The sequence below is a fragment of the Polyangiaceae bacterium genome, assembly GCA_016715885.1.
Lineage (GTDB): Bacteria > Myxococcota_A > Polyangia > Polyangiales > Polyangiaceae > Polyangium.
The window spans coordinates 49,787-65,473 of record JADJXL010000007.1 but is presented as its reverse complement, the minus strand read 5'-3'; the positions used below and the strand labels follow the sequence as shown (position 1 = coordinate 65,473).

Genomic DNA, 15,687 nt, shown 5'->3' with positions numbered 1-15,687 from the left:
ACGCAACTCGTCTAGCGCCGCTCGCGCCGGCAAGCAACCGGCGTCTGCCAAGGGCTATGCAATCGCAATCATGGTAAGGGTGCTTGGCCATGCTCCCGATCCGCGATCGCTTGCCCACTCGACGTCCGCCCATCGTCAACTGGCTGCTCATCGCCATCAACATCGGCGCCTTCGTCTGGATGCAGGCCCTGATCTCGGTCGCGGGCGCTCGCGGCGCCGAAGCTCGCGCGCACGAGCTCGTCTCGCACTGGGGACTCGTTCCCGCCTTCATCATGCGTGATCCCGTCGCAGCGCTGCCGAGCGTCCTGACGAGCATGTTCACGCATGATCCATCGGGTTTCGCCCATATCGGCGGAAACATGCTTTATCTGTGGATCTTCGGCGACAACGTCGAAGACGCATTGGGGCACTTCAAGTACGCTCTGTTCTACCTGCTTTGCGGCGCATTCGCGGCGCTCGCACAAATCATCGTCGACCCGAGCTCCACGATTCCCATGGTCGGCGCATCGGGCGCAATCTCTGGAGTTCTTGCAGCGTACGGATCGCGCTACCCACGTTCGCCCATCACCGTCATCAATCCATTCTTGCCACTTTGGTTCATCTTTGGGTTTTTCCTGGAACTGCCAGCGTGGTTTCTCATCCTCCAGTATTTCGTCGTCAACCTCATCAGCGGCATCGCGTCGGTCGGTTCACAAGGTGGAGGCGTTGCTTTTTTCGCGCACCTTGGGGGCTTCGTTGCGGGCGCGATTCTCATTCGCTTTCTTTTCCAAGAACCGCCCCGAACCTACGAACACTGGTCACATTTTCGCACGCAGCGGTCCCAAGCGCGTAGGGATGCAGCGCGTCGAGGGCGCGGAGATCCCTGGTCTTGGTGAGTCAAGGCGACGTTTCGTCACAGGACGGTCATGCCGAACAGTTTCCAGCGGTCATCAAGCGCGAGCGTGATAGGTTCCGCTCCGCGATGGGAGCAGCCATCCGCAACGTAGCGAGATTTCGGTCGATCGGGTGGCTTTGGGCCTTTGCGCTCGTGAGCGCGATGGGCTGCACGGGCGCGTCGTTCAGCGGCTCGGTCTATCGCGGTCAAGGATTCGCGTTCCGCGTGCCCGAAACGCCTCCGACGTGGAAGCGCATCGACGTCGATGGCAAGGCACTTTCCTTCGTGGACGAATCCAGCGGAGCGCTCGTCGCTGCGTCCGGCAGGTGCAAAGTCGACGGTGAAGACGTGCCTTTGCGGTCGCTCGTCCAGCATCTCTTCTTGCAATTCACCGAGCGCGAAGTGGTGCTCGAAGAGACCGTTCCTTTCGACGGACGCGAAGCGATGCACACGGTCGTCGTCGCGAAGCTCGATGGAGTGCCCAAGCAGTTCGATGTGTGGGTGATGAAGAAAGACGGCTGCGTGTACGACCTTTACTACATCGCCGATCCTGCGGAATTCGCCGAGTCCGTCGGGTCTTTCCGCAAGTTTGTCCAAGGTTTTACCACGGTGTCTGCCGATGACGACTAGCGTTGCTCCCGAGCCTGAGCGACCGAGCGGCGAGCGCCCGCGGCACTTGCCTTTGCCTCCGCCACCGCCTCCGATGTGGATGCAGTTCATTCGGCGCACGGGCAATTTCCTCGTTCACATGGGCCAGATCGGTCGCATGTTCTACGAAGCGATCATCGCGATGTTTCGCAGACCGTTCGAGTTCGAATCAACGGTCTACCAACTCGAGCAGCTCGGCGTGCGATCGCTTGGCATCGCGGTGGCGACGGCGGTGTTCACGGGCATGGTCATGTCCGTGCAATTTGCCTTTAGTTTGCAGCAGTTCGGCGGCATGGAGTACACGGGGCGCGTCATCGGTTTGTCCTTCTCGCGCGAGCTTGCGCCGACGCTCACGGCGGTGATCGTTGGAGGTCGAATCGGTTCGGGCATCGCGGCGGAAGTTGGTTCGATGGCGGTGACCGAGCAGATCGATGCGATCCGCGCGCTTGGTGCGGACCCTGTGAAGAAGCTCGTCGTGCCGCGGCTTTTGGCGGGCACGATCCTCATGCCGGTGCTCGGTGCGCTCGCGCTCGTGCTGGGTTTTTCCGGGGCGATGTTCATCGCCGACTTGCAGTTCGGCATCCCGTCGGGGTTTTTCCTGCGCACGGCGCTTGGGTCCATTCGTTTTCGCGACTTCGCCATGGGCATCATGAAGTGCCCGTTCTTCGGCGCGATCACCGCCATCGTCGGTTGTCACTTTGGACTCATCACGCGCGGAGGCACCGAAGGCGTGGGTCAGTCGACCACGCGCGCGGTCGTGGCCGTGACGATCTCGATCCTGATCTCCGACTTCGTCTTGACGAAGCTCGGCATCGTCATTTTTGGTTGATGGTTGCGTCGGACTTGGATGATGTATCGGCGCCGATGAACCATGCCGATTGGCTCGCACTGAAGGACCGTTTGCGGGTCCGCATTCAATGGGACCCGGAGCGGGGCGAGTGTTTGGGCCGGCGAGTTTGAAGCCGCAACTCAGCGACTCCCGTCTGAAACACCTTACAAGCTGGAGCTAGACTGCCCCTACAATTGGCTTCGTTGACAACCTGATTTCCAACGGGCGCTCCACAATTTCAGGAGCGCCGTCCGATGTACAACGCTTCAACTCCTGAAAGATTGTCACGATCTCAGCGCGGTGCCCAGGACGATACAGCCCTTTGTAGCTGCTATTCTCTGGCACCATACTCCATGAAAAATATTGTCCGTCATCCGTCTTCATTCGGAACGAATTGTGCTGCCGGTCGCTGTCCATACCTGCGTAATACGTTTCAGTTATTAGGCCCTCGTACTTCGCCTTCGGGATAACGCCGGTCTCGACGTTGCGCCACCACTCCTCCGATCCGTACAACCCCAGGCGAGTGCTAAAGCCTGCCCAGTTCATTTTGCGATCCAAGCTGACTTGCTGGATCTGCTTCAGCCCTTCTGGATCGCTCTCCAGTTCCCGTCGCAACGAATAGACGGTGAGCATCTTTGGCATGGGATCAGTCTTCCAGAGTCACCACTGACCGGAAAGGGCCGGCGCAGGCCGTAGCGACGAAATTCGCGACCGTCCTCGCCTCTCCAAAGCCGCCGGCGGTGCTCTACCCGACTAATCGGCTCACGATCGTAGAGTCGGGATGTGGCGCAGTGGTGTTAGGTCGGGCGTAGCTGGCGCCGCCTCTTTCGTTTGGCGGCGCCTGAAGAGCTCTCGACGGGCCGCGGCCAAGTTGGGTCAAGCGTACCTCGGGGCGCTCGTGGGCTGGTGACGCCGCTGGCGAAGCTGCCACAGCGCGAGTCACCGCTCGCGCGGACGAAATGAAGCGCCGACCCTAGGGGACGAGTTTCTTGGAGACGAAAATGGTCCGCCCCCGTGGAGAGACGCTGGGCACACGAGGCGCGGAATCACCTGGCTCGAATAGCCGTCACCACCAATTGATGACATCCTCCGCAAAACCCAACACGCGGTTCACCGGCAGCGTCGTTCCGTCATCGAGTACCACTGTACCCGTGAAATACCCAAATACCTGGTGTTGAATCGAGCGCAGTAGACCAAGGTTGATCGTCGCCTTCCGATCCACGATGGGCGTAAACTGCATCTCGAAACGCCGATCCGAGCTCGAAAAACGACACGGCTTCATGTAATCGCGTTCGTCGAAATGGAACGTCACATCCGCCAACTTGTGGGCCACGCCATCGACGAAAAGCGTATTTTCCGTCGCTGGAGTTCGGTCGGAAAAACCATATCCGATGTTCCACCCCAGCACCTTCGCCCCAACGCGCGCGGATGCCGATCCCCAATACCAACGATTCTTGTAGGTCCAGTTGCCTCGTCCCCAATCAAGCGCCCCGAAATCTTCCTCGGGTGCAAAGACGTACTTACGCTTCCCGATGGTGAGCTCGCCCGATGCCGGCAGACAATTGATCTTGCGGTTGTAATAAAAAGCGCGGCGATTTTCAGCCCACGACGTCGCAATGTTCATGCTTTGCAGCTCGGGCGGTTGGTCGAGCGTAATCGTTCCGGAGATACCCTGGTCACCTTGAGCATTTCGTAGTTTCGGAGCAGAAAAACTCAGCGTGCGCCGCCCCTCGGCATAACGGAACTCCAAGCGCAGCTTCTTGTCCTCGAATCGTAACAGTCCCTCGTCACTTTTTTCGGGAAAACCGCATTTGCCCAAAGGGAAAAGCGTGACCGCCTCGACTTGGTGGTAAAACCCTCGCTCGAAATCCAAAAAAGAAATGGCAAATAGGCCGAGATACCCGAGGTCGCTCATCGTGAGACAGACGCCGAACTTTTGGCGGCTCGACAGGATGCTAAAATAATCCCATTCTTTGATACGCCATTTGGGGGCGGCAATGGCCCGACGATCGTAACGCCAATAAGGCTTCCGGGCCCAGCCCTCGGTCGTGATGTGCCCTCGAGAATCGAGCAAGTCGAGAGGTTTGGTGATTTCGTTCTGCATGGGTGAGGCCTGGGCGATGGTCGCATCGGTCAAGATTCCCGAGCTTCGACCGCTGGCGGAGCGAACGAAACCGGCACGCGCCGACGCATTCGTTCGTACTGTTCAATGTACGCTTGGGCGACTTGCGGCGCGTGCACTTCGAACTTGAAACATGGTGCTGTGATCATCACCTTCAACGGGCTCGGGGAGTTTGCCGAAAATCGTGGCGAATACCATGAAGGCGAGCTTTTGAGCGTGTGGATCTCCAATCTTCGCGACGGGTTGTGAAGAACCGAATTCGCTCTCCCAGCAAACACGCCCCTCGTACGCATCGATGATCACGACCCGAGCATCCAACTTGGCGCTCTTGTAAACATCCCCCGCCGCCGTGATTTCTACAGCGGTTGGTCCATATCCCATGAGCGCGGTGTCGAAGGGGTTGTTCACGAGACCCCAATCGACCGTGGTAAAAACGACGTACCGCACGCCAAGCTTGTCCGCGAATTGTTTGATCATGGCCAGGCTTATCTGTTTCGTGCGGGCAAGATTGACGATCGCCTCGTACGTTTCGGGATCTTGAAGGGCCTGCAGGACTTCCCCGTTCGAGACGCGTTTGATCCCGTTCGCTCGTTGGTCGAACGCGCGGCCGATGTACATGTCGAGCCACTGCAGATCGTAGAGAGGAACTTGATCGAGCTGCGCCGCGACGGGCAAGAGCGCTACGCGGCCGTTGGCAAGCTCGTGATGCCTGAGTGTCGACCCAGCGGAAACAGTTGGTCCGGTCGTTATAGCGGACCCACAACCTGCGAGAAACATCGCTCCAATCAAGACTGCCAGGCGAAGTTTTGAGCACATGTGGCTACCTCCCTCCAGGTCATGCGGCAACCCGACCTTTGTCATGTTTTCGCAAATTAAGAAAGTTGCGCAAACAAAAAATGGTGCGACATGCATTTGGGGCAATGTTGTGATATTTGCAACGTTGCGTGGCCGTCCATGTGCGAACGTGTCGTTTCCAGCAGACTGGAGACGATGCAAATCGAGGAACCGAATCCGTATGGCTGGTGCAAAGGGACGTGGGGATGCACGTGCCGGCCCGGTCTGTGTGGAATGGGTATCCGACCCCAAGGACGGCGCATTCACCGGACGCGGAGCCTTCGCCGATGGCGTTGGCGGCATCGTTGTCACAGGTTTTCGCAAGGCCGGCACAACCTGACGAAATTACCCCGGGCTCAAGCAACGACTCGGCCACTCCGAGCGACTTGATCCAACGCACGATCGGCGTATAGACGGCGCGACTGAGCAGGAACAACAGTGCGAACAGCAACATCCACCAGCCGTTGCGCAGCCGGCCGGTATTGTCGAAAAAAGCCTGTTTCATGCCATGCCCTGTCGGTTGTGCGAAGGTTGAGCCCGGGCCACCAACGCCCCACCCATGTGTCTGTGAACTCTATCTTTACGTGAAGATTCTTTGCAATGATACACTTCAGCGGAAGTCACATTCGCGAATGTCCGACGCTCCAAGGCGAGCTGGCAGTGCAAGGCACCGAAATCGTGACGATTTCATGAAGCTTTCGTCCGGCGCTGCGTGGTGATAAGAGCACTTCATGCCTTCTGGATTCCTCGGTACGCACGGCGATTTGCTCATGGATCTCGTCGTCTTGTCGTTTGCATGGATTATCCCCATCTTGGCCTGGTCGTACCGCACGACACGGGTTCGTCAATATGGAAACACAAGCGGATTCAGGTCATCCTCGCCGCCATATTGGCCATCGTCATCGTCGCATTCGAAGTGGACATGCGTTTGTCGGGCGGCATCTTCGAGATGACGAAGGAAAGCCGTTTTGCAGGAACGCCGTTTCTGAATGCCTCGATCGGCGTACACGTGCTCTTGTCGATCTTGACGACGATCTCATGGATCGTCCTCATTACGTTGTCTTTGCGCCGATTTCCGAATCCACCGATTCCCGGACCATTCAGCCGTGCACATCGCTTCTGGGGCAAGTTCGGAATGCTCACGATGGCGTTGACTGGAATTACGGGAATCGAGCTTTACGTGATTGGATTCGCTTTCTAGCAGCGGACGGCGAAACGGGTGGTTCACAATTTGCGTGGAACTGCATCATGCAGAAAGCTTCAAACGCCCGTCGTGCCTCCCGTGTTGCCCTGAAGCTGCACGGAGCGGCATCAAGTGCTTTGTCCGGCGCCGTGGACGTGCACAATCGAGTCGAACAGCCGTTCGGCGCATCCGTGGACGTGCACAGCCATGTCGAACAGCTATTCGGCGCGTCCGTGGACGTGCACAATCGAGTCGAACAGCCGTTCAGCGCGTCCGTGGACGTGCACAGCCATGTCGAACAGCTATTCGGCGCGTCCGTGGACGTGCACAATCGAGTCGAACAGCCGTTCAGCGCGTCCGTGGACGTGCACAATTCGAGGGAACGCTTGTTGTGCGTCGTCGTGACGCTGTGAGGCGGCGAATTACGAAGTAAGCACCATGCTCAGGCGTGACGTTGGGGGGTGACCTACGTTTGCTTGACTTGCAGCAATTCCACTCTGTAGCCTGCCTACCGCGGGAGACAGCTTGCGATGACGGCATGGCTTCGCTGGGCAGCTTGGGCATGGTTCGCTTGGGCGCTGGTGGTGCGGCGATGGGCTTGTGCCTGTGCGCTGGTGCTCGTGATGCCAGCGACGAATGCATGGGCCGCGCCGGCCCCGGTCGAAGTGTGCTGGAGGCCTGACAAATTGGCGGCGGATGACGACACGTTCGTCATCGTCAAGGATGCGAATGGGTGGAGGGAGGTCGGTGCATGGAGGGGGCCGAGGACCGATCATCATATTGTTTACAAGCACAACCCAAACCTCGGCACCGATAGCCTCAATAGGTTTCCCGAGGATATCCGCAAGATTGCGTGGACCTGCAAGCGAGCACCCGCGGTTCACCCGCCGGCGGCGGCGGAGCCGCCACCTCCGCCGCCCCCGCCAAAGCCGCCGCCGAAGAAGGTTACGCCGAAGCCGCAAGCGGCTCCGCGCAAGGTGAATGGTCCGAAACCGTTGCCCAAGCCGATAACGCGTCCAGCGCAAAAGCCTGTTGCAAGGCCAGAGCAGCCGCGGAAAGCGCCGTCGGTGTTGCCTGGTGGCGAGCGGTTGCTGCCGAAGGACGAGCAGGCGCGCGTGCTGCCGGATGCAAAGGACGCGCCGCCATTGCCTCGGCCGTCGCTTTCGCATTTCGCGGTGAATTGCGCGGACGAAAAGGCGCGGTGCAAGCGTGACGTGGAGCTCATGCCGGCCGAGCTGCGAGCAACGCTCGAGGCGATCTTGGCGCAGTCGTGTCGAGACAATGCCCGCCCGGATCCTCGACATGTGGGGCAAACGTATCGGGATCCATTGCAGCAACTTGAAATCAAATTGGTGGTGGCTGCTCTGAGGTGGGCGGGTGAGCAATTGGCGGAGCCGCAGGTGATTCCGCCGCAGCCGCGCGAGATCTTGCCATTGCCGAAGCTCGTGGTGCAAAAGCCGGTCGCCGACGAAGCGTTGTCATTGGAAGATCCCCGCGTGCAATTTGGCGGGGGAATGGCTGCGGGTGGCGCGGTTGGCGCCGTGCCACTCGGTTCGCCCGGTGCCGAGGTAGCGATTCAATTGCGCCTGCTTCCGAAAGGCACGTATTGGGCGCAGGTGGGGCGTGCGTGTGGCGAGATTCTCGTAGGCACGGGACAGATTGCCCTCGGTTGCGCGGGCATGGGCGCTGGTGCCGGGATGAGCAGCACGGGTGGTGGGGCCATCGTGGGCGTGCCCGTCGCCGCGGGGTCGTTTGCCATTGCCACAAATGGCTGTGCGACGCTCGCAAATGGCGTGCGCAATGCCGGGCAATTGCTGAGTGAAGGCGCTCCTCCGGACGCTCCGCCTGCACCGTCACAGGTCAAGCTTCTGGAGCCCAAGGCGAAACCGTCGGCGCAAGCGCCGCCGCCACCCAAGGCAGCGCCGCCACCCGCGGCGAAACCGGCACAGGCGCCACCTGCGCAGCCGGTGACGAAGACGACGATCAAGGACTCGTCCGGCAAAATGATCGCAACGACCACGACGAGCTCGTCAGGTACGAGGACGACGACGCGACCGCGGCAACCACTCCCCGCGGAGCCTGCGGAGCTCAAGCCTTACGGCGGACCGGGAGGCGGGCACCATGTGCCGGCAAAGAAGGCCTTCGAGGGGCCATCAGGCTACACGCCCGGCTACAATCCGAACAAGGCGCTCGCCATTCCAAACGCTGAGCTCAAGAGTTTGGGGGTCGACCACGGCAAGGTTACGACCGCCCAGCAGAAAGCCTATGTTGCGTATGCAAAAACTGGTAAGCCTCTGACATGGGAGGCAGTTGCCAAAATTGAAACACATGCTCTTGTCGAGGGTGAAATGAAGCTCGAGACGGCCCGGGCCACCGTGGCTAAGGCCATCCAGGCGCTCAAGGATGCCGGCGTCGCGGCGCCGGTCCGGATTCCGTGGGGTAAATGATGTCTACAGATGCCGTCGAAGAATTCGGCGAACGGCTCGTGCGCCACGTGCGTGATGAAGCCATTCAGCTTTGTGACCTGCGACTACACCCCGATCGCCAATCGACAATCGCCAAGCGATGGAGAGCCGCCGCGGCTACTATCGGGGGTGAGGGCATGGTAATCCCCGATTACGTGGACACGACGGCCTTCGAAGTGCTTCGCGAGATCGACGACCAGGAGCGTCTTCATCTTTCGTTCACCACGAAAAACGGAGAGACCGTTGACTTGCTGGTCGAGGGTGGTGGTGAGCTCGGCGGATGGTACCTGGGCACTCCCGGATGGCGCACGTGGTACTCGAACGAGCGCATCGTCGACGCCGACGATATCGACGTCTCTGCCCTTGCAGCCGAATGGGGCACCGAACACATCCCGGACGACCCCGCCCCCATTCTCGAAGAGCTTCCCATGCCCCGCAGAGCCATCGAAGAGCTCGGCCAACTGCTCGTGCGCCATGTCCGCGACGTGGCCATTCAAAGCTGCGACCTGCAACTCTTGCCGCATTCGCAAACACCCCTGGCCAAACGATGGAGGCGCGCGGCGGTTCCTTTCAATGGCAAGGTGCCGCCACAGGTGCTCATCCCCGATTGCGTGGACGAGACGATCTTGCTTTTCTCCGCGCCATCGACCAAGGCCTCCTTCGCCTTTCCTTCACTGCGGAAAGCGGTGAAACCGTGGACCTTGTAAAGGAGGGGCGCGGAGAGCTCGGCGCACGGTACATGGCGAGCGGCGGGTGGCGTGCCAAATACTCGAAGGAGCGTTTTGTCGACGACTTCGCCGAGCTCTCGTCGGCATGAGGCGCTGCGTAGATCGGACTTTTCGACGACGTTTACCACAGGCTCGAGGACGGCGAGCGCACCGCCGATGTTTTGCGCGACTACGTCGCCGATGCACGCAGGCCACACGACTTTGCGTACTCCTGCGCGCTACCCTCATTCGAACGACCACACGGCCATCGCCGAAGCGCCCGCCGCAAAAGAATGCTGCGCGCCGAGCGCCGCTACTCCCAAAGGCATGAGTGCAAACACGTCGACACGAAGCGATGGCGGACCGGCAATCCTGATTTCCGCGCCGAGGCGCATACTTGCCGCGAGCATCGCGAGCATCGTGTCGCCATCATCATGTTCGCTTGGCAAAAACGTCGTCACCACGCCGCCGCATAGGCGTAACGCCGTCGGTGCAAAACAAAGCGAGCCAAAGAGCGGGGATCATATCGCCACGAAATGCATTCGAGGTCGGTAATGCATAAGCGACATCGAGTTCAATGCGCAGGTGCGGCACGCGAATAGACGGGACGAATCCAAGAGAAAGAGTGGGCCGACCCATTGCATCGGCGTCGCGCCCATGCCGGGCAATGCGCCGAGACCGAAGTCAAAGCGACGCACGGCTGGGGGTGGCGTGGAGACGGGGCACTTCGGACACGGCGGGCATGCTGGGGAAGGCGCGGGTTCCGGAGGAGGCGGAAGAGGGGGACACTGGGGCCAAGGTTCGGGCGGCGGCGGCTTCTCGAAGGCGCCCAGGAGCGTCGCTGCGGTACGTGCCGCTTCGTAAAGCACTCGGTGACATTCCTCTCTGACGCCGAAGGGCTGGTGATGCTCAGCCATGGTTGTCCCGGTTGCATCCACCAGCGTCACATCGACCAGCTTTTCACCCCTCGGAGAACGATGGATGCGGACCATGAGCCGGCGAGCTGCATCAGGTGTCCACACGCTTTCAGCCACCCAGTTCCGCAGGAGCATGTCAAACGTCACGCGATTGTTACAACTCTTGGGCGCTCGGCTTGCATCGAAGTCGAGCTGCGTCGGAGCGATGGCGGGTGCGTCGAGGGCAAACGCCGTACGAACCGGCAAGGTTAGCCCGAGCGTGAAGAAAAAGAGCAGGAGGGTGGACGATTTTTTCGGGATTCCGGTAGCCTCGTACCCTATCCCGTCATGACGCATCGACCACCGACTGATCCCCCGACGATCCGCCGAAGGTCCAGCCATCCCAGGATGTTCGCCGCATGCTCGCTTCGGCTTTTGGTTTGTCGAGACCAGAGTTCGACGACCTGGTGAAGACCATGATGGCGGTGGTGCGGAAAGTGGGTTGTCCTGCGCATGTTCATCCCTTGGAGGTCGTGCATGATGCCTTCATCAAGGCCCTAGACAAACCCATTTCGAAGCGCCGGTCCAGCACTGACCGAGAAAAATTCATCGGGTGGATGTGTGAGCTCGCGAGATATGCGGCTTTGACCAATCGCGGGTCCAAACATCGCAAGCTTTTAGGCGAAGAGCTCACCGATGCGAACATCGCCGCCGCGCTCTCCACGCCCGCCCATGTGCCCGACGTGGGTATGCGCAAAGCTCTAGAAGAGGCGTTGGCTCTGCTCGATGCCAAAGACCTGGCGCTCTTGTATGCTCATTACGTCGAAGACAAGACCGTGCAGGAGATTGCCGACGAACAGAACCGGCGTTGGTCAACGGTTGACTCGCGTCTTCGCCGGGTGCGGCGCTTGCTGCGCGCGGCCATGCAATCAACCATCATCGCCTTCGTCTTGTTCGTCGCAAAAAACGCCCGCGCACAAGGTGCTCGTTTGGCCCGGCACGTTTCGCGGTTGCTTCCGCATGCGACCCACGCGGCGTGCGCGATGACCGTCGCCGTGGTCTGCGGAATCGTCGCGCATGGGAATTCGACGGCTACGCCAGTACGTCAGGACATACCGTCGCTCGTGGCGTTGGCCCCACCAGAGACAGCCACCACGAATGCTATGGCGCCGCCCTTGCCCCAGGAGGTTGCGCCCGTAAAACCGATTGGCCTTGACGAACTCGGCGAGCAGTGGTCTGCTTCGACCATGAAGTCGACCAAGTTTGCCCTTTGTCTCCAAACAACCGTCGTCCCCTTTGGTTTTCTCTTGGCGTCCGCCATGACCGCTGGAGCTTGCGCCGGGACGGACCGCCAAACGCCTCCACCGCAAGAGCCAGAGGAGGAGTACGATCCAGGCGGGTATGACCCGTATGACCTGGCGTGTCAGAGCGAGACAGCCCGTGGCAACGACTGTCTTTCGAAGGAAGAGTGGTGCGCAAAGAGGGGCATGCGCCCCGCGCGTCGCGGCTGCAAGTGACCACGAGGTTGCGCCCGTAAAACGGATTGGCCTTGACGAACCCGGCGACCAGTGGTCTGCTTTCACCATGAAGTCGACCAAGTTTGCCCTTTGTCTTCAAACAACCGTTGTCCCCTTTGGCATTCTCATGGCGTCCGGCGCGGTCAAGAAGAATCGCGACAATCCCAAATACAAACGCTACTTTGCCGACGGCTTGCGCGCCGTGACGGCCGCAGAGTCACGGGAAGAAGAGCCGAAGATCGTCGCCGACATCCTCGAATCCATGGCCGAGGACGAAAACGATCCGGAGATTGGCGCTGTCGTCACGCAATGGAAATCAAAGCTCGCCGCTGCACGAGCGAAGGTGATCGCAACGGTCGAATCGCTCGAAACGACGGAAAAGGCCATTGCGTACATCAAAGACAAGAAGCTGCCCGTGCTGATGGCAACGTGGCGCGAGGAATACAAGAAACTCGAAGGCGCGCTCCTCACGGTTTATGCTTCCAATCCGAAGCGCGTCGCGCGGTTCTTCAAACCCTTTCGGAAGAATCGAAAAGTCTCCAAGCTTCAAACGCCCGTCGTGCCTCCCGCATCGCCCTGAAGCTGCACAAAGCGGTATCAGGCGCCTTGTCCGGCGCCTTGGACGTGCACAATCGAGTCGAACAGGGCTTCGGCGCGTCCGTGGACGTGCACAATTCGAGGGAACGCTCGTTGTGCGTCGTCGTGACGCTGTGAGGCGGCGAATTACGAAGTAAGCACCATGCTCAGGCGCGACGTTGGGGGGTTGACCTACGTTTGCTTGACTTGCAACAATTCGAAGCTGTAGCCTGCCTGCCGCGGGAGGCAGCTTGCGATGACGGCATGGCTTCGCTTTCTCTGGGTCGCTTGGGCGCTGGTCTTGCGGCGATGGGCTTGTTCGTGTGCGCTGGTGCTCGTGATGCCAGCGACGAACGCCTCAGCCGCGCCGGCCCCGGTCGAAGTGTGCTGGAGGCCTGACAAATTGGCGGCGGATACCGATACATTTGTCATCGTCAAGGATACGAAGGGGTGGAGGGAGGTCGGTGCATGGAAAGGGACGAGGACCGATCATCATCTTGTTTACAAGCACAACCCAAACCTTGGCCCCGATAGCCTCAATAGGTTTCCCGAGGATATTCGCAAGATTGCGTGGACTTGCAAGCGAGCACCCGCGGTTCAGCCGCCGCCGGCTGCGGATCCACCACCTCCGCCGCCCCCGCCAAAGCCGCCCCCGCCGAAGAAGACCACGCCGAAGCCGCAAAAGAAGAGCGCGAGCGATGGTCCGAAACCACTGCCACAACCGATTGCGCGGCCAGCGCAAAAGCCTGTTGCAAGGCCAGAGCAGCCGCGGAAAGCGCCGTCGGTGTTGCCTGGTGGCGAGCGGTTGCTGCCGAAGGACGAGCTGGCGCGCGTGCTGCCGGATGCAAAGGACGCGTCGCCATTGCCTCGGCCGTCGCTTTCGCATTTCGCTGTGAATTGCGCGGATGAAAAGGCGCGGTGCAAGCGTGACGCGGAGCTCTCCATGCCTGCCGAGCTGCGAGCAACGCTCACGGCGATCTTGGCGCAGTCGTGTCGAGACAATGCCCGCCCGGATCCTCGGTATGCGGGGCAAACGTATCGGGATCCATTGCAGCAACTTGAAACAAAGTTGCTCGTGGCTGCTCTGAGGTGGGCGGGTGAGCAATTGGCGGAGCCGCGAGTGATTCCGCCGCAGCCGCGCGAGATATTGCCATTGCCGAAGCTCGTGGTGCAAAAGCCGGTCGCTCAGGACGACGCGTTGTCATTGGAAGATCCCCGCGTGCAATTTGGCGGGGGATTGGTTTCTGGTGGCGCGAGTGGCGCCGTGCCGTTCGGTTCGGCCGGTGCCGAGGTCGCGATTCAACTGCGCCTGCTTCCGAAAGGCACGTATTGGGCGCAGGTGGGGCGTGCGTGTGGAGAGATTGCCGTCGGCACGGGTCAAATTGTCCTTGGTTGCACAGGCATGGGTGCTGGTGCCGGGATGAGCAGCACGGGTGGCGGGGCCATTGTCGGCGTGCCCATCGCGGCGGGGTCGTTTGCCATTGCGACCAATGGCTGTGCGACGCTCGCCAATGGCGTGCGCAATGCCGGGCAATTGCTGAGTGAAGGCGCTCCTCCGGACGCTCCGCCTGCACCGTCACAGGTCAAGCTTCTGGAGCCCAAGGCGAAACCGTCGGCGCAAGCGCCGCCGCCGCAAGGCAGCGCCGCCACCCGCGGCGAAACCGGCACAGGCGCCACCTGCGCAGCCGGTGACGAAGACGACGATCAAGGACTCGTCCGGCAAAACGATCGCAACGACCACGACGAGCTCGTCAGGTACGAGGACGACGACGCGACCGCGGCAACCACTCCCCGCGGAGCCTGCGGAGCTCAAGCCTTACGGCGGACCGGGAGGCGGGCACCATGTGCCTGCAAAGAGGGCTTTCGAAGGCGCGCCAAGGTACGATCTCAAGAAAGCACTCGCCATTCCCAATGCTGAGACTGATAAATTGGGGGTGAAACACGCCATCGTAACGGGTGCACAACGAAAGCGATACAAGGCATTTTGCAGAAACCGGTCAGCCGCTGACATGGGAGGCTATCGCCAAGATCGAAACAGAGGCGTTGGTGGACGCCAAGATGAACCTTGACATGGCCCAAGCGACCGTGGCCAAGGCGATCAAGGCCCTCAGAGACGCCGGCATCTCTGCACCAGTTAGTATACCGTGGGGTAAATGATATGTCCAAAGAAGCGATTGAAGAGTTTGCTGAGCTGCTCGTATGCCATGTGCGCGACGTGTCCATTCAGCAATGCGATATGACACTGGGACCGGATTACCGAGGACCAGACGGCCAGCGATGGCGGGCCGCCGCGGTTGCCGCGGGAGGTCAGGCGCCCGCGAGTATGGTGATACCGGACTGTGTGGACACGACGATATTTGAAGTGCTTCGCGAAACAGACGACCAGGAGATCCTTCACCTTTCGTTCACCACGAACCATGGCGAGATCATGGACCTACTGGTTGAGGGCGGTGGTGAGCTGGGCGGATGGTACATCGGGACCGGCGAGTGGCGTCCGATGTATTCGAAGGAGCGTTTCATCGACGACTTCGCGGACATCCCCACCGAATGGGGCATCGCTACACCGGAGCTCGCCCCCATTCTCGAAGAGCTTCCCATGCCCCGCAGAGCCATCGAAGAGCTCGGCCAACTGCTCGTGCGCCATGTCCGCGACGTGGCCATTCAAAGCTGCGACCTGCAACTCTTGCCGCATTCGCAAACACCCTGGCCAAACGATGGAGGCGCGCGGCGGTTCCTTTCAATGGCAAGGTGCCGCCACAAGTGCTCATCCCCGATTGCGTGGACGAGACGATCTTGCTTTTCTCCGCGCCATCGACCAAGGCCTCCTTCGCCTTTCCTTCACTGCGGAAAGCGGTGAAACCGTGGACCTTGTAAAGGAGGGGGCGCGGAGAGCTCGGCGCACGGTACATGGCGAGCGGCGGGTGGCGTGCCAAATACTCGAAGGAGTTTTGTCGACGACTTCGCCGAGCTCTCGTCGGCATGAGGCGCTGCGTAGATCGGACTTTTCGACGACGTTTACCACAGGCTCGAGGACGG

17 protein-coding genes are annotated in these 15,687 nt (G+C 60.3%); 11 read left to right on the top strand and 6 right to left on the bottom strand.

The window, feature by feature from the left end; translation table 11 throughout:
• Window positions 1-89 precede the first annotated feature (89 nt).
• From IPM54_10895 to IPM54_10885, 3 genes are read left to right on the top strand one after another with little or no spacing between them, the layout of a single operon-like run.
• The gene (locus IPM54_10895) at window positions 90-875 is read left to right on the top strand and encodes a rhomboid family intramembrane serine protease (GenBank protein ID MBK9260332.1); all 786 of its coding nucleotides are present in this window, start codon (window positions 90-92) and stop codon (window positions 873-875) included.
• Window positions 872-1,504, top strand: coding sequence for a hypothetical protein (locus IPM54_10890; GenBank protein MBK9260331.1), 633 nt, complete (start codon window positions 872-874; stop codon window positions 1,502-1,504). The genes IPM54_10895 and IPM54_10890 overlap by 4 nt, the downstream gene beginning before the upstream one ends.
• The gene (locus IPM54_10885) at window positions 1,494-2,351 is read left to right on the top strand and encodes an ABC transporter permease (GenBank protein MBK9260330.1); all 858 of its coding nucleotides are present in this window, start codon (window positions 1,494-1,496) and stop codon (window positions 2,349-2,351) included. The genes IPM54_10890 and IPM54_10885 overlap by 11 nt, the downstream gene beginning before the upstream one ends.
• Window positions 2,352-2,528: 177 nt before the next feature.
• Here the strand turns inward: IPM54_10885 and IPM54_10880 are convergent, their stop codons facing one another.
• The 4 genes from IPM54_10880 to IPM54_10865 all read right to left on the bottom strand — a co-directional run bounded on the left by IPM54_10880 (window position 2,529) and on the right by IPM54_10865 (window position 5,812).
• Window positions 2,529-2,993 carry a hypothetical protein gene (locus IPM54_10880; GenBank protein ID MBK9260329.1) on the bottom strand — a complete coding sequence of 155 codons (465 nt, stop codon included), beginning with the start codon at window positions 2,991-2,993 and terminating at the stop codon, window positions 2,529-2,531.
• Between the two features lie 424 nt (window positions 2,994-3,417).
• Entirely contained in the window at window positions 3,418-4,455 is a 1,038-nt protein-coding gene (locus IPM54_10875; GenBank protein ID MBK9260328.1) for a DUF2804 domain-containing protein, read from the bottom strand.
• 102 nt (window positions 4,456-4,557) lie between these two features.
• Window positions 4,558-5,289 carry a hypothetical protein gene (locus tag IPM54_10870; GenBank protein MBK9260327.1) on the bottom strand — a complete coding sequence of 244 codons (732 nt, stop codon included), beginning with the start codon at window positions 5,287-5,289 and terminating at the stop codon, window positions 4,558-4,560.
• 19 nt (window positions 5,290-5,308) lie between these two features.
• Window positions 5,309-5,812, bottom strand: a complete 504-nt coding sequence (locus IPM54_10865) for a hypothetical protein (GenBank protein MBK9260326.1) — start codon at window positions 5,810-5,812, stop codon at window positions 5,309-5,311.
• 291 nt (window positions 5,813-6,103) lie between these two features.
• Between IPM54_10865 and IPM54_10860 the strand changes: the two genes are divergently transcribed.
• The 4 genes from IPM54_10860 to IPM54_10845 all read left to right on the top strand — a co-directional run bounded on the left by IPM54_10860 (window position 6,104) and on the right by IPM54_10845 (window position 9,662).
• Window positions 6,104-6,508 carry a DUF420 domain-containing protein gene (locus IPM54_10860; GenBank protein MBK9260325.1) on the top strand — a complete coding sequence of 135 codons (405 nt, stop codon included), beginning with the start codon at window positions 6,104-6,106 and terminating at the stop codon, window positions 6,506-6,508.
• A 47-nt stretch (window positions 6,509-6,555) separates the two neighbouring features.
• Window positions 6,556-6,903, top strand: a complete 348-nt coding sequence (locus IPM54_10855) for a hypothetical protein (protein MBK9260324.1) — start codon at window positions 6,556-6,558, stop codon at window positions 6,901-6,903.
• A gap of 117 nt (window positions 6,904-7,020) precedes the next feature.
• Window positions 7,021-8,937 (top strand): hypothetical protein, encoded by a 1,917-nt coding sequence (locus tag IPM54_10850; protein MBK9260323.1) that lies wholly within the window; start codon window positions 7,021-7,023, stop codon window positions 8,935-8,937.
• Window positions 8,934-9,662, top strand: a complete 729-nt coding sequence (locus IPM54_10845; protein ID MBK9260322.1) for a hypothetical protein — start codon at window positions 8,934-8,936, stop codon at window positions 9,660-9,662. Before IPM54_10850 ends, IPM54_10845 begins: the two co-directional genes overlap by 4 nt.
• A gap of 245 nt (window positions 9,663-9,907) precedes the next feature.
• Here the strand turns inward: IPM54_10845 and IPM54_10840 are convergent, their stop codons facing one another.
• Both IPM54_10840 and IPM54_10835 read right to left on the bottom strand, forming a co-directional pair.
• Window positions 9,908-10,126 (bottom strand): hypothetical protein, encoded by a 219-nt coding sequence (locus IPM54_10840; protein MBK9260321.1) that lies wholly within the window; start codon window positions 10,124-10,126, stop codon window positions 9,908-9,910.
• A gap of 57 nt (window positions 10,127-10,183) precedes the next feature.
• A complete protein-coding gene (locus IPM54_10835) occupies window positions 10,184-10,960 on the bottom strand; it encodes a hypothetical protein (protein ID MBK9260320.1) in 777 nt (258 codons plus the stop codon).
• A 17-nt stretch (window positions 10,961-10,977) separates the two neighbouring features.
• Here IPM54_10835 and IPM54_10830 point away from each other — a divergent pair, with 17 nt between their 5' ends.
• The 4 genes from IPM54_10830 to IPM54_10815 all read left to right on the top strand — a co-directional run bounded on the left by IPM54_10830 (window position 10,978) and on the right by IPM54_10815 (window position 15,508).
• On the top strand, window positions 10,978-12,075 hold the full coding sequence (locus tag IPM54_10830) for a sigma-70 family RNA polymerase sigma factor (GenBank protein ID MBK9260319.1): 1,098 nt from the start codon (window positions 10,978-10,980) through the stop codon (window positions 12,073-12,075).
• Window positions 12,076-12,142: 67 nt separating this feature from the next.
• On the top strand, window positions 12,143-12,655 hold the full coding sequence (locus tag IPM54_10825; protein ID MBK9260318.1) for a hypothetical protein: 513 nt from the start codon (window positions 12,143-12,145) through the stop codon (window positions 12,653-12,655).
• Between the two features lie 252 nt (window positions 12,656-12,907).
• Window positions 12,908-14,569 (top strand): hypothetical protein, encoded by a 1,662-nt coding sequence (locus tag IPM54_10820; GenBank protein MBK9260317.1) that lies wholly within the window; start codon window positions 12,908-12,910, stop codon window positions 14,567-14,569.
• Window positions 14,570-14,809: 240 nt separating this feature from the next.
• Window positions 14,810-15,508, top strand: a complete 699-nt coding sequence (locus tag IPM54_10815; GenBank protein MBK9260316.1) for a hypothetical protein — start codon at window positions 14,810-14,812, stop codon at window positions 15,506-15,508.
• The last annotated feature ends 179 nt before the right edge of the window (window positions 15,509-15,687 follow it).